The sequence below is a fragment of the Micromonospora sp. CA-244673 genome (genome assembly GCF_050948395.1).
Taxonomy (GTDB): Bacteria; Actinomycetota; Actinomycetes; order Mycobacteriales; family Micromonosporaceae; genus Micromonospora.
The window spans coordinates 1166833-1179600 of record NZ_CP192019.1; the positions used below are offsets into that span (position 1 = coordinate 1166833).

13 protein-coding genes are annotated in these 12768 nt (G+C 72.2%); 7 read left to right on the forward strand and 6 right to left on the reverse strand.

Features of this window, described 5'->3' with window-relative positions; translation table 11 throughout:
• Positions 1-325 precede the first annotated feature (325 nt).
• Entirely contained in the window at positions 326-1219 is an 894-nt protein-coding gene (locus tag ACQP12_RS05640; protein WP_433285575.1) for a DMT family transporter, read from the forward strand.
• A gap of 126 nt (positions 1220-1345) precedes the next feature.
• On the forward strand, positions 1346-1894 hold the full coding sequence (locus tag ACQP12_RS05645) for a hypothetical protein (RefSeq protein ID WP_433285577.1): 549 nt from the start codon (positions 1346-1348) through the stop codon (positions 1892-1894).
• Positions 1895-1904: 10 nt separating this feature from the next.
• On the opposite strand, the gene ACQP12_RS05650 is transcribed toward ACQP12_RS05645, so the two are convergent.
• A complete protein-coding gene (locus ACQP12_RS05650; RefSeq protein WP_433285580.1) occupies positions 1905-2237 on the reverse strand; it encodes a YciI family protein in 333 nt (110 codons plus the stop codon).
• Positions 2238-2432: 195 nt separating this feature from the next.
• Between ACQP12_RS05650 and ACQP12_RS05655 the strand changes: the two genes are divergently transcribed.
• Positions 2433-2993, forward strand: coding sequence for a hypothetical protein (locus ACQP12_RS05655; protein WP_433285582.1), 561 nt, complete (start codon positions 2433-2435; stop codon positions 2991-2993).
• A 140-nt stretch (positions 2994-3133) separates the two neighbouring features.
• Positions 3134-3997 (forward strand): aldo/keto reductase family oxidoreductase, encoded by an 864-nt coding sequence (locus ACQP12_RS05660; RefSeq protein ID WP_433285584.1) that lies wholly within the window; start codon positions 3134-3136, stop codon positions 3995-3997.
• A 27-nt stretch (positions 3998-4024) separates the two neighbouring features.
• Here the strand turns inward: ACQP12_RS05660 and ACQP12_RS05665 are convergent, their stop codons facing one another.
• From ACQP12_RS05665 to ACQP12_RS05680, 4 genes are all read right to left on the reverse strand, one after another.
• Entirely contained in the window at positions 4025-6499 is a 2475-nt protein-coding gene (locus tag ACQP12_RS05665; RefSeq protein WP_433285586.1) for an ABC transporter permease, read from the reverse strand.
• On the reverse strand, positions 6496-7221 hold the full coding sequence (locus tag ACQP12_RS05670; RefSeq protein ID WP_433285588.1) for an ABC transporter ATP-binding protein: 726 nt from the start codon (positions 7219-7221) through the stop codon (positions 6496-6498). Before ACQP12_RS05670 ends, ACQP12_RS05665 begins: the two co-directional genes overlap by 4 nt.
• The gene (locus tag ACQP12_RS05675) at positions 7218-7826 is read right to left on the reverse strand and encodes a PadR family transcriptional regulator (protein WP_433285590.1); all 609 of its coding nucleotides are present in this window, start codon (positions 7824-7826) and stop codon (positions 7218-7220) included. Before ACQP12_RS05675 ends, ACQP12_RS05670 begins: the two co-directional genes overlap by 4 nt.
• A gap of 134 nt (positions 7827-7960) precedes the next feature.
• A complete protein-coding gene (locus ACQP12_RS05680) occupies positions 7961-8887 on the reverse strand; it encodes an NAD-dependent epimerase/dehydratase family protein (protein ID WP_433285592.1) in 927 nt (308 codons plus the stop codon).
• A gap of 256 nt (positions 8888-9143) precedes the next feature.
• Between ACQP12_RS05680 and ACQP12_RS05685 the strand changes: the two genes are divergently transcribed.
• Complete coding sequence (locus ACQP12_RS05685; protein ID WP_433285594.1) at positions 9144-9572, forward strand: hypothetical protein; 429 nt, start codon at positions 9144-9146, stop codon at positions 9570-9572.
• A 151-nt stretch (positions 9573-9723) separates the two neighbouring features.
• Here the strand turns inward: ACQP12_RS05685 and ACQP12_RS05690 are convergent, their stop codons facing one another.
• The gene (locus tag ACQP12_RS05690; protein WP_433285596.1) at positions 9724-10215 is read right to left on the reverse strand and encodes a DUF7677 family protein; all 492 of its coding nucleotides are present in this window, start codon (positions 10213-10215) and stop codon (positions 9724-9726) included.
• 339 nt (positions 10216-10554) lie between these two features.
• Here ACQP12_RS05690 and ACQP12_RS05695 point away from each other — a divergent pair, with 339 nt between their 5' ends.
• Positions 10555-11190, forward strand: a complete 636-nt coding sequence (locus ACQP12_RS05695; protein WP_433285598.1) for a hypothetical protein — start codon at positions 10555-10557, stop codon at positions 11188-11190.
• A gap of 209 nt (positions 11191-11399) precedes the next feature.
• Positions 11400-12722: an AAA family ATPase gene (locus tag ACQP12_RS05700; protein WP_433285600.1), complete on the forward strand. Its 1323-nt coding sequence runs from the start codon at positions 11400-11402 to the stop codon at positions 12720-12722.
• The last annotated feature ends 46 nt before the right edge of the window (positions 12723-12768 follow it).

Below are 12768 nucleotides of genomic sequence, written 5' to 3' on the forward strand. Positions count from 1 at the left end.
TGTGCAGGGCGAGGACGAGGTTGTCGCGCAGCGGCTGGCCGTCGCCACCAGCCGGACACCCTCGCGGTAGCTGTGCGTGGCACACGGCTCCCGCGAAATGGGGTTCGTGTCGTCCCGCACCCGCGAATAGGATCGGCTCATGCACCGGACCTTCGACATCATCTCCCCGCCGCGCTCCTGAGCGGGGCGCCTCCGCTCATCGTGTCCAGCCTGCCTCGGCGGGACACGCGGTTCACCCAGCGCTGAGTCCGGCACGCCCCGCTTCCGCGACCCTCAATTCCCTCGTCGCAGGAGCGATTCCTTCATGCTTGTTTCCCAACACCCGGTGGCCGCCGCCCGGCGCTCCACCACCGGCCTGTGGTCGCTTGTCCTCGCCGGCGTGCTGTGGGGCACCGGTGGCCCCACCGGCAGCCTCCTCGCCCACGAAACGGGGCTGGCACCGCTGGCCGTGGCCGCCTACCGGCTCGCCGCCGGCGGCACGCTCGTCATCGTCTGCCTTTGCCTGACCCGGCAACCACTGCCACGCGGCCGGCGCGCCTGGCGCCGGATGGTCGTGAACGCGCTGCTCGCCGCGGTCTTCCAGGCCTGCTTCTTCGCCGCGGTGGCCCGGACCAACGTCAGCCTCGCCACCCTGGTCACCATCGGCGCGTCACCAGCCCTCGTCCTGACGGCTGAAGGGATCGCCGGACGGCGGCGGGTCAGCGCGGTGATGCTCGCCACCGTGGCGCTGGCCATCAGCGGTCTGGTCCTGCTCGTCGGCACGCCAGCCGGCGACATCGCGACCACGAACGCGCTCACCGGAGCCGGATTCGCGCTGGTGTCGGCAGCCGGCTTCGCCACCATGACATTCATCGGAACCCGGCCCGTCGCCGGCCTCAACGATTTCACCGCCACCGGCGTGAGCTTCGCGATCGGCGGCGCCGTGCTCGCCCCTGCGGCCATCGTGACGTCCGGGATGGACTTCGTCCCGACCCCGGCGTCCGTGGGGTTGCTGTTGCTGCTGGGCACAGCACCCACCGCAGTGGCCTACGCCCTGTACTTCCGGGGCCTGCGCACCACCGCGGCCGGTACGGCGGCACTGATCGCGCTGCTGGAACCACTCGTCGCCACGCTCCTGGCGGTGCTGCTTTTCGGCGACCGTCTCAGCTCGACCGGGCTGGTCGGCGCCGGGCTGATCACCGCCGCCATCGTGCTTGCCACCCGCGGTACGCGCCATTGACAACCGGGCGCCCGGGCAGGACCACCAGGTCCTGCCCGGCGCCCTTCCTAGCGACGCTCACCCGCTGGACCCGCGTTCCGCCGTGCTCGTCCATCACGGCGGCCGCACCGGCGTAGGGTCGGCAGCGTGGTAGGGGCGGAACGTCGATACCGCTACGTCGGCCCGGCGGACGTGCAGGCGTCCGTCGCCGGCGCGCCCGAGGGCTGGCCCGTCCGATCACCAGCCGAGCTCGACACCTACCTGGCGGCCGCGGATCCGCGCGACCGTGACGAGCCGTTCACCTACGTCATCGACCTTGGCGGCACGTTACGGCTCGCGCCGAGACGCAGCGAGCACGTCGCCTGCGCCGGCGGCGGGGAGGTCCTCGGTGCCGGCGAGATCGGCTTCGCCGGTGAGCGGGGCGGCTGGGTCGTCACCGAGGTGAGCAACCACTCCACCGGGTACTGCCCCGATCCCACTTCATGGACGGCGGTGGCGGGCGCCCTCGACCGCGCGGGCATCGACCGCCCGGACGGCTTCACCGTGGCCGTCGTCTTCCGGCGCTGCCTCGACTGCGGCGAGCGCAACCTGATCCGGGACGACGACTACGTCTGCGCGCTCTGCGGTGCCGAGCTGCCGGAGGATGTGGAACCCAGGCTGACGGCGCAGCCGTCGACCGACCAGCGTCCCCGCTGACGACCGGGCCTTACGGTGCCTCCCGCAACGGCCAGACCTCGACGACTCCCTGCGCTACGGCGCATGGCGTCCTCGACGCGATCTCGGTGGCTTCCTCCAGCGTCTCCGCCTCGATGATCGCGAACCCGGCCACCGGCAGGGCCGAGGACAGGAACGAACCGCTCTGCACGGTCATGCCGGCGCCGTTGAGGTTCCGTACCTGTACGGGGGAGTCGGCAATACCCATCACGGTCCCGGCCTCGGCCATTCGCATGTCATGGGCGTGCGCCTCGTCGAGCACCGCAGCGTCGGTACTGTCGTAGCCTTCCTGGTCCCCGTATCCGATCGTCACGAATCTCGCCACCACAGGCTCCCTTCGGGTTGGCACGGAAATCGTCACATCTTCAGTGCCCATCGTGGCCACGGCGAACCAGGACAACGTGGTCGACGAGGACACGCCCCCACCACCATGACCCGCCGCCCTCCGCAGCGAAGGTGATGGGACGGCGGGCGAACGATCGTGGCGCGTACGGTGTGGGCCGACTCGAAGGAGATTCGGATGGCCGTCCGACCCCGGCGCAAGCCCAACAAGGTGCGCTTCTTCGCCATGTTCGCCGGGCTGATCGTCGTCGGCGTCGGCCTGGTCTACGGGCTGCATTTCGTGGCGAATCCGTGGGCCCTGGCGCTACCCGGCAGGCCGGCGCTGACCGGCTACTGGCAGGGCGTGGTGCCGTACGGTCCCGGCGACGACCGGCGGGCCGTGCTGCACCTGACCGACGACGAGCCCAGTGCGACCGACCGTTGCGGCGACTGCCCGGATCTCCGGGGCGGCATCAAGGTCTGCGAGGCGGGGCGGGCCGAGATTTACGAGATCTGGGGGGACCCGCTCAACTACCGCGGCACCCGCTTCTCGCTGCACACCCGCTCGCACGACGAGGGACCGGGAGTGCGCCTGAAGGAACTCGACGGCGACTGGGACGGCGACCTGCTCCGGATCCGGACGTCGTTCACCACGCTCGCCGCCGATGGCAGGGTCGCCGCCGGATCCGGTTCATCGACGGTCTCGTTCGACATGACCCGGGCCGACGAGGCCGACTTCGAGGACCCTTCGTGCCGGTGACGGCGAGTCCACCGCGCCGCCTGCTCCCGTGAGCTGTGTCGGTCGGTCGAGGAACGAGGCGCTCCCGGGCCGGTGCGAGGGTTTGCTAACCGCGTCGGCGGGAAGCTTGCGGGTTTGCGAGAACAGGGAGAGGAATTCCCATGACAGTGACCAGCCTTCCCGGCGGGACCTTCAGCCTGGGGGATCTGCCGGTTGCCCGGATCGGATACGGCGCGATGCAGTTGGCCGGCCCGCACGTCTTCGGCCCGCCGGCGGACCGTGACGCCGCCATCGCCGTGCTGCGGGAGGCCGTCGAGCTGGGCATCAACCACATCGACACGTCCGACTACTACGGTCCGTACGTCACCAACGAGATCATCCGGGAGGCCCTGCACCCGTACCCCGATGACCTGCACATCGTCACCAAGGTCGGGGCGCTGCGCGACGCCGAGGGCAACTGGCCGCAGGCCCTCGCTCCGGAGCAGCTGCGCCAGGCCGTGCACGACAACCTGGACCGCCTCGGCCTTGACGTGCTCGACGTGGTCAACCTAGGCGTCGGCGGGTTCGACCGGCCGACCCCCGGCTCGGTCGAAGAGCCGTTCACGGTCCTCGCGGAGCTGCAGCAGCAGGGGCTGATCAGGCATCTGGGGGTCAGTACCGTCAACGCCGAGCAGGTGGCCGAGGCGCAGTCCATCGCGCCGGTCGTGTGCGTGCAGAACCTCTACAACATCGCCAACCGGAACGACGACGACCTCATCGACTCCCTCGCCGCGCAGGGCATCGCCTACGTGCCCTACTTCCCGCTCGGCGGCTTCTCCCCGCTGCAGTCGGAGGAGCTGAACGGGGTCGCCACCCGCCTCGGCGTCACCCCGATGGCCGTGGCGCTGGCCTGGCTGCTGCAGCGCTCCCCGAACCTCCTGCTCATCCCGGGCACCTCGTCCGTCGCGCACCTGCGCGAGAACGTCTCCGCCGCTGCGCTGACCCTTCCCGACGACGCGCTGGCCGAGCTGAACAACATCGCTTGACGGGGCCCACCATGAGGATTCGGGCAGCTAGTCCAGCCGGCGGCGGCCCAGCCATTGTGGTTCGCGGCCGGCGAGCACCCAGCCGGCGACCGCGGCGAGCACCGGCAGCCCGAGAGTCGTCGCCGCCAGGTGCGCGACCGGTACGTCGGTGAGCGCGTCGAGGTCTCGGTGCAGCACGCTGGCCAACCCGGCATACGCGCCCACGGCGCCGAGGAGGGCGCCGAGCAGCGCGAGCGCCCCGGCCGTCGTGGCGGTCAGCGTGCGCCGTACCCGCCTCGGGGCGCCGGTCGCGGTCAGGGTGCGCAGGTCGCCGGCCGCCTCGCCGCGGATGAGGCCGACGGTCATGGCCAGGATGCCGAGGGCGAGCAGCGCGCCGGCGGCGACCGCCCCGGTCCGCAGTGACCCGAGCGAGGCCCGTTCGTGGCGGGACTCGATGGTGAAGCCGGCGCTCACGGCCAGGTTCTGTGCCGTGTCCAACTCCTGCTTGGTGAGCGGGTGGTCGGCCTCGACGAGCCAGCCGACCCGCGCCGGCTGCCAGCCGTGGCGGGCCATCATGCTCGCGGTGACCATCGAGTTCGGCATCGAGGAGTACCGGGGGCCCGAAAGCTTCTGGGTCTTCGGGTACACGCGCCGTTCGGGGATGTTCACCAGTTCGAGTGCGCCGGTGCGGGCGGTGAGCACCTCGGTGTCGGCCGCGACCGCCGCACTGTCCAGCCGGTAGAGCCGGAGCAGTTCCGGGGTGGCGACGTAGAGGGGGTACGTCGTCATCTGCTGGCGGTCGGCAACCGGTGTGCCGATCTCGACGGCGGGATGGCCGGGCTGGCCGCCGGGCTCGCCCGGATCGGTGTAGGAGGCGACCACCGCCATGTCGAGCGGGGTCACCGTCGGCGTGCCGAGGTTGCCGGCCATCGTGTCGGCCTGGGCCTGCAGGCTGGCCAGCTGCTCCGGGGTGCGTATCGGGATCACCGGGCTGGGCCGGCCGATGCGGACCAGGAGCTGGCCCTCGGCCAGATTGCCCAGACCGGCGGCCTGCTTGGCCTGGTATTCGGCGGCGGCGGAGCCGGCGACGACCGCCACCGAGATCCCCAGGGCCAGGCTGATCGCGGCGAGCGCCGCGCCGGCCCGGGCCTGGTAGCGGACCAGGTCGGTCAACGCCAGCCGGACGGCCACCGGCATCCCGCCGCGCGCCGCCGCCAGCAACCGGATCGCCGTCGGCCCGACGAAGAGCACACCGACAGCCGTGGCGATGGTGCCGGCGGAGATCAGCGCCGGTCTGGTGCCGCCGGAGAGCAGCAGGCAGGTGACACCGGCGGCAAGCAGGACCACGGCGACCACCGCGGTGCGCCGGGCCGGTCGGGGCCGCGGCGGCCGCGCCGACAACGCGCTCATGATCGGGGTACGCGCGATGGCCCGCGCCGGCCACCACGCGGCGGCGGTGGCGGTGGCCACGGCCAGCACCATCCCCGCGCCGATCGTGGCCCAGGGCAGGTCGAACCGGTCGATGCGGTGCCCGGCGGCGGTCTCCACCCGCCCGGCGACGAGCAGCCAGGCGGCGACCCCGACGGCGGTGCCGAGCACCGCCGCGACCGTGCCGACGACGGTGCCGTTGGTCAGCATCACCAGCCGCAGGTGGCGCCGGGTCGCGCCCATCGCGGCGAGCATTCCGAGCTGCCGCAGCCGGCGTTGCGCCACCACGATGAACCCGGCCGCGGCGACGAGCGACACCAGCAGCAGACCGACGGTGGCCAGGGCCAGGGTGGTGGCGGCGATCGCGGTACGGGTCGTGTCGGGCCGCGACTCGCGTACGAGGGGACCGTCGAGGGTCGCGCGGAACGTCTCCAGGTCGGCCCGGTTCCCGGTTACGAGGACGGTGACGGTCTTCGGCGGGTCGGCGTGCGCCGCGTCCACCAGGGCGAACTCGTCGGTCAGGTCTCGGGGGTTCTCCACCGTCCCGACGACCAGGCGGTCGTGGCCGTCGAGGCTTACCCGCCGGCCGAGCCCGGTCCGCAGGGTGCGCGCCACCGCGTCGGTGAGCGCGACCTCGCCGGTGCCGGCCGGGTACCGGCCCTGCCGCACCGCCAGCATCGGTGCGCCGTACGCGCCGGCGGGGTCCTGAGCCCGGACGTCGATCGGGTCGAACAGGCCCGGCACCTCCACGTAGCGGTGACCGATCGCCTCGATCGTGCCGAACCATTGCCGTGCGGCGGCGAGCCGGGAGTCCAGGGCGGCCGGGTCGCCGCCGTCGAGCTGCAGGAGGTGGTCGGCGCGCCCGAATCTCCCGTCGCTCGACGAGGCCATGTTGTAGGTCGCCGAGACGGCGAACGTGGCCCCGATGACGGCGACCGTGAGCAGCGCGAGGGTGAGTACCTGTTGGCGCCACTCGCGGCGGAACAGCCGTACCGCCCACCGGATCACGGCCCGGCGGGCCGGCAGTCCGCCGCCCGGGGCGCGGCGGGGTGCCGGCCGGTCGGTGGCCGGTGGGGTGGCGGTGGTCGCCGTCACGGGGCCACGTCCCCGGCGAGCAGGGTGTCCGGGCCGACCGCCGGCGCGGTCTGGTCGACCACCCGGCCGTCCCGGAGAAACACCACCCGGTCGGCCCAGGACGCGAGCTGGGCGTCGTGGGTCACCATGACCCCGGCGATCCCGCGCTTGCAGGCGGCCCGCAGCATCCGCATGACCGCCTCGCCGTTGGTCGAGTCCAGCGCGCCGGTGGGCTCGTCGGCGAGCAGCAGGCGCCGGTGGCCGACCACCGCGCGGGCGATCGCGACCCGCTGGCGTTCGCCGCCGGACAGGTCGTCGGGGAAGTGGGCGGCGCGCTCGGCCAGCCCCAGCTCCTCGAGTACGCGCAGGCCGGCGGCGCGGGCGGCCCGCGCGCCGACGCCGTCGAGTTCGAGCGGCAGCGCCACGTTCTCGACGGCGGAGAGCCCGGCGAGCAGATTCAGGTCCTGGAAGACGAAGCCGATGGACCGGCGGCGCAGCCTCGCCCGCGCGTCGGCGGACATGGTCGACACGTCGTCACCGCAGACCAGCACCGCACCGTCGGTCGGCTCCTCGAGGCTGCCGGCGATCGTCAGCAGGGTGCTCTTGCCGGAGCCGCTCGGCCCCATGATCGCCACCAGCTCACCCGCGTCGACGGTGAGGTCCACCTGCCGCAACGCGGGTACGGCGGCGTGGCCCGTGCCGTACACCTTGGACACCTGGCGCATGCTCAGCACGGCGCTCATCGTCGGGCCTCCTCGCGGGCCGGCGCGGACTTCGCCGGTTCGCCGGTGGTGGCCGGCTTGCCTCGGTCGTTCGGCGTCCCGCCGGCGGTGGGGGCGGCCGGCAGGCGGCGCAGGCGGGCGTCGGCGGCGTCGAGCCAGCGGACGACCGACTCGAGCCGGAACAGCTCCGCGTCGACGACGAGGCCGAGCGCGATGTCGTCGGGGTCCGCGTCGGCCTTGAGGTGGGTGTACCGCTGCATCTCCTCGACCAGGCGCCGGCGGTGGACCTGGAGGATCTCCCGTACGTCGACGCCGGGCATGCGTACCGCCACCTGCACCTTGATGACGAGTTCGTCGCGTGGTGGGGCCGTGGCGTCGGGTGGGGTCCGCAACCACGTGTCCAGTTCCCGTTCGCCGCCGGCGGTGATCCGGAACCGTCGCTGCGCGCCGTCGCGCTCGTCCGACTCGACGAGCCCTTCGCGTTCGAGGCGTTGCAGCGTCGTGTAGACCTGGCCGACGTTGAGCGGCCAGACCTCACCCGTGCGGGCCTCGAACTCCTGCCGGAGTTGCAGGCCGTACTTCGATCCCTCGGTCAGCAGCGCCAGCAACGCATGTCGAATGCTCATGGTCCACCACCCAGCGTGAGTATACCGGGTATGATACTCAGTATTATCGTGCCGTCCAGCCACTTCGGGCAGGAGCTGTCAGGTCACGACGAGTTGGCGGTCCACATGCGCCGATGGCCCCTGGCGGCGGGCGTTCAGCGGCTCGCTCTCGCGATCAGCGGGATGCCCTCGCGGTAGGTCGGCACCGCCGGAGCCCAGCCCAGCTCGCGCTTCGCCTTGGCGTTGGAGACGCGCATCGAGGTGGTCATCATCGCGTGCGCGTACGGGATGGGCCGCAGCATCCAGCTCGGGACCCGCCACGGCCGGCGCGCCCCGAACGCGGCCGCGAGGGTGTCCAGGTAGTCGCCCCAGCGCACCGGCTCGTCGTCGACGATGTTGTACGCCTGCCCGGCCCGCCCCTTCTCCAGCGCGGCCACGGTCGCCGCGGCGGCGTCCTCCAGGTAGATGAAGTTGGCGAAGCCGCCCCCGGAGGGCACCGGCAGCCGGCGCTTGCGCACCAGGTTGACGATCATGCTGGTCATGCGGTCCTGGCCGTAGAAGAACCCGTAGCGCAGCGCGACGCCCTCCATCCCGTCGGTCGAGAACACCTGCTCCTCGGTGGCGCGGATCGCTGCCACCGCCTCGCCGAGCTTGCCGCTGACCGGCTCGGCGAACGGGTCGTCCTCGCTGATCACCCGCGGGCCGTGGTCGCGGTAGCCGTAGCCGAGCACGATCGACTGGGTGAGGAAGCGGTGGGCGCCGACCGCCCGGGCCGCCGCGAGCAGGTTGGCCGTTCCCGTGGTACGCAGGGCGTTCGTACCCTGAAGCGCCTCGCCCATCTTCGTGGTGCCCAGCGCCGTCAGCTCGTGGACGACCGCGTCTGCCCGCACGTCTCGTACGGCGGCGAGCAGGTTCTCTCGATTCATCACGTCGGCGACCACGGCCTCGGCGCCGGCGTTGCGCAGCCGCTCGGCGTTGCCAGGGCTGCGGCTGATCCCGACCACCTCGTGGCCGGCGGCGATGAGTTGGCGGGTGAGGGGCCGACCGACGGCGCCCGAGGCGCCCGCGAGCAGAACTCTCATGGCTGGGCTTCCCTTCTGGAGGTGTCACCCGGGTAGACGAGCGACGAGCCACGCATGTGATGACCCGTCGGTGTGTCGTCCGCCTCGCCGCCCTGACGATCGAGACCGGGGCCTGGCCGGGACCGATGGCGGCCGCGCGCGGTTGGGCGTACCCCTCAGCGGGCCGTCCAGGCGGCGAGGTCGGCACGCCACATCCGACGCCTCTGTGGCAACTGACGGGCACCCCGCGGCGGCGAACCGCTGTAGGGTGCGCGCCGTGGGATACCTGGTGAGGCCTTCGGGCCGGTTGAACCTCCCGCAGTCGGACGACGTCGCTGCGGTCGTCGCTGTCCAAGCCGCCATGGCTGTACGAGACGGCTGGTTCAAGCCGGATGTGCTTCCAACAAACGACACGTTGGCCGACATGGCGGAGGCGGCCGGAGCATCGGTCATGCGCGCCGGGGACTGGATCGAGTTCGGCTACGACGACGAGGGCGACCCCAAATGGTCGGACCAGGCCACGGCCTTCTACGTCGCGATTGCGCCGTTCGTTCGCTCGGGAACCGTCCATATCGAGGGCGAGGACGGTGCCCACTGGTCATACACCTACGCGGACGGGCAGGTCACGCAACAGGGCTGGAACGGTTGGGACGGATCCATCGAGCCGTTCGGCGAGCAGGTGAATCTCCCCTTGGATCACCCTTAGGCGGGCGGCCCAACACGGGGTACCGCAGGCCACCCGGCGGCGCAACAGAACGCGGTGGGCGTCGCAGCGGCTCTACCCGTCCGCTGCGGCGTCGGTCCGTCCAGCGCCGCTGCTGTCATCCGCTGCTGTCATCACCGGTTGCGTCGCGCCGTCACGGCAGTTCCAGCTCCCAATCCTCGAATGGCGGCTCGACGGTGTACCCGCGATCGCAGTAGCGGCGGATGTACTGCGCGGCGCGCCACTCGGCATCGCCTGCGTTTGTGACCCGGCCGTGCTCATCGACGTCGAGTACATTGGAGAAGATCGCCATGACCTGTTCGAGCGTCGAGCCGAACTGCATCAAGGCAGGCCGGTAGTCGATCCCGTCCAGGAGGTCCAGGCACAGCGTGCCGTTGGCGAGGTAGAACGCGAAGAACCGGTAACACGATCTGACATCTTCCGGCAGCTGGCCCACACGCTGATCTTGCTGCACTGAAACCGTCGCCGCCATCACTGTCAGTTCGCGAATTGTCGATCTCCGGCAGGCCACCGGCTCGGCGGACTTGGTCTCGGCGGTTTGCCGTGGCTTCGGCTGCCCCTGTAGTCCTCGCCCAATGGCAAGCTGATGGCACGAACGAGCACTGCTGGCCTTGCTCGTTGACACCGACGAACTTCATGCCGTGCACCCGGTGTTGCACGACGATCGGCCGGACTCGCAGCGTTCCGTGCGGCCTGTCCACCCGGATAACGTCACCGACCTGCAGTCCATCACTGCATCTTGTCGTCGCACACGGCTTCGCGGCGACCGACTTCCGTGGTCTACCGCCAGTTCCGGAAGAGGTGCTCAACCGGCCGTGATTCCCGAAACGCCTGCAACCGGTGCACGAGTCGGGAGCGCCGAACAACGGGACCGATGTGATACCGCCACCTGCCGGGCCGGGGCGGCCCCAGCTCTGGCAACGCCAATAGCGTCGGGGCATCCCAGCACAGCGAGGAGGACGCCGTGAGTCAGTCGCCCAGCCCCGCCCTGCCCGGCGAGCTGACGCCCGCCACCATTCACCCGGACAGGTGGCGTGCGGCGCTTCCGCCGGACGCCTGGCCCGACGGGTTCCCCGAGACCGGCGAGGTGTGGCGGCGCGACGTCTTCGCCGTTGCCGAGTCCTGGCGTGCCGGCCAGGCCAGCCCACGGCAGTTGCTCAGCGCGGCGCTGATGTGGGGTTACGGCCCGATCGGCTACGGCCCGTGGCGCACCGCACGGTCGCTGGAGGGCGATCCGGACGGCAAGCGGCTGGCGTACGCGCTCGAAGGCCTGCGCGCTCCGGCGCCGGACGAGGACGGCCTGCGCACCGCCTACCAGCGCCTGCGGGACCCGAAGGAGTCGCGGCTGCCCCGGCTCGGCCCCGCGGTCTTCACCAAGCTGCTCTACTTCGCCGGCTACCGCCGCGATGCGGGAGGTCGGCAACCACTCATCCTTGACAGCGTCGTCTCGCGCCGGCTGCCCGCCGAGGCCGGGGTCAAGCGCCCGTCCGGGTGGGTGCCGGAGGAGTGGCTCGCTTACCTGGCCTGGGCGGCGGACCAGGCGCAGCGCCGGGGCATCGAGCCCGACGAGGTGGAGATGGCGCTGTTCCACGACCGGTGAGCTTGACGGCCGACCACCGGGTGGGACAGCGCTGCCCGGCTTGATGCCCGGCCGCCAGGTGGGACAGCCCGCCCGGCTTGATGCCTGGCCGACGGGCGGGACAACGCCGCCGCCCGGCTTGGCGGCCGGCCGTCGGGTGGGGGAGCGCCGCCGCTGACGGACCCGGCTCGTATGGTGGCGGGCGGCAGTCGGCTCAGGGAGGGTGGTTCATGCTCGCGGAACTGGCAGCTCCTCCGGCCGTCGAGGCCGAGCGGGTCATCACGGCCGTGCTGGCCGACCTGCGTTCCGGCGACCACCGGGGCGTGGTGGTCGACTCCCCGCCCGGCGCCGGCAAGTCCACCCTCGTGGTCCGCGCCGCCGTCGAGCTGGCCGCCGCCGGCGAGCCGCTGATCGTCGTGGCGCAGACCAACGAGCAGGTCGACGACCTCATCGACCGGCTCGCCCGCAAGGCCCCCGAGCTGCCCATCGGCCGGCTCTCCGCCACCGACTACCAGCCCACCGACCGGGTGAAGGGCCACGAGACGGTCCGGGTCGCCGCCAAGGTCGCCGAACTCGGCGGTGCGACCGTCATCATCGGTACGGCCGCCAAGTGGGCCACGGTCGCCGAGGGCGTCTGGCCGTGGGCGATCGTCGACGAGGCGTACCAGATGCGGTCGGACGCCCTGCTGCGCGTCGCCGGCAGGTTCGAGCGGGCGCTGTTCGTGGGCGACCCGGGGCAGCTCGACCCGTTCTCCACCGTCGAGACCGCGCGGTGGACCGGGTTGACCTGGGACCCCATGCAGTCGGCGGTGGCGACCCTGCTGCGGCACAACCCGGAGCTGCCGGTGCACCGGCTGCCGGTGTCGTGGCGGCTGCCGGCCACGGCCGCGCCGGTGGTGGCCGCCGCGTTCTACCCGTTCACCGGGTTCCGCGCCGGCACCGGGCCGGCCGACCGCGCGCTGACCCTCACCGAGGCGGGGCCGGGCGACCCCTTCGACGCGACGGTCGAGGTGGCGGCCACGGCCGGTTGGGCGCTGCACGAGCTGCCCGCCCGGCACACGCCGCGTACCGATTCCGAGGCCGCTGCGGCCTGCGCCGCCCTCGCCCTGCGATTCCTGCACCGCAAGCCGGTCGGGTTCTCCGAGCAGGCGCCCGGCGGCGCGTCGGTGACGGCGGACCGGATCGCCGTCGGGGCCGCGCACCGCGACCAGGTGGCGGCCATCCGGGCGCACCTGGGCGCGGCCGGCGCGGGCATCACCGTCGACACGGCCAACCGGCTGCAGGGCCGGGAGTACGACGTGACGATCGTCCTGCACCCGCTCTCGGGGCGGCGGGACGCGACCGTGTTCCACCTGGAGTCGGGGCGGCTCTGCGTACTGGCATCCCGGCACCGGCACGCCTGCGTGGTGGTGGCCCGGGCGGGCATCACCGAGCTGCTGGACGCGCACCCGTCGACCGAGCGCGTGCACCTGGACGTGCCGGTGAAGTTCCCGGACGGCTGGGAGGCCAACCACACGATGCTCGCCCACCTGGCCGCGCACCGCCCCCGCTGATCACGTGCACCGGAGGGCTACTCATCGTCCGTCGAATCGCGGTCTT

Excerpts from the sequence above, each read along its gene's own strand:
- ACQP12_RS05700 (WP_433285600.1), top strand. The coding sequence starts at position 11,400 with ATGCTCGCGGAACTGGCAGCTCCTCCGGCCGTCGAGGCCGAGCGGGTC.
- ACQP12_RS05660 (WP_433285584.1), top strand. The coding sequence starts at position 3,134 with ATGACAGTGACCAGCCTTCCCGGCGGGACCTTCAGCCTGGGGGATCTG.
- ACQP12_RS05670 (WP_433285588.1), bottom strand. The coding sequence starts at position 7,221 with ATGAGCGCCGTGCTGAGCATGCGCCAGGTGTCCAAGGTGTACGGCACG.
- ACQP12_RS05655 (WP_433285582.1), top strand. The coding sequence starts at position 2,433 with ATGGCCGTCCGACCCCGGCGCAAGCCCAACAAGGTGCGCTTCTTCGCC.
- ACQP12_RS05680 (WP_433285592.1), bottom strand. The coding sequence starts at position 8,887 with ATGAGAGTTCTGCTCGCGGGCGCCTCGGGCGCCGTCGGTCGGCCCCTC.
- ACQP12_RS05675 (WP_433285590.1), bottom strand. The coding sequence starts at position 7,826 with ATGAGCATTCGACATGCGTTGCTGGCGCTGCTGACCGAGGGATCGAAG.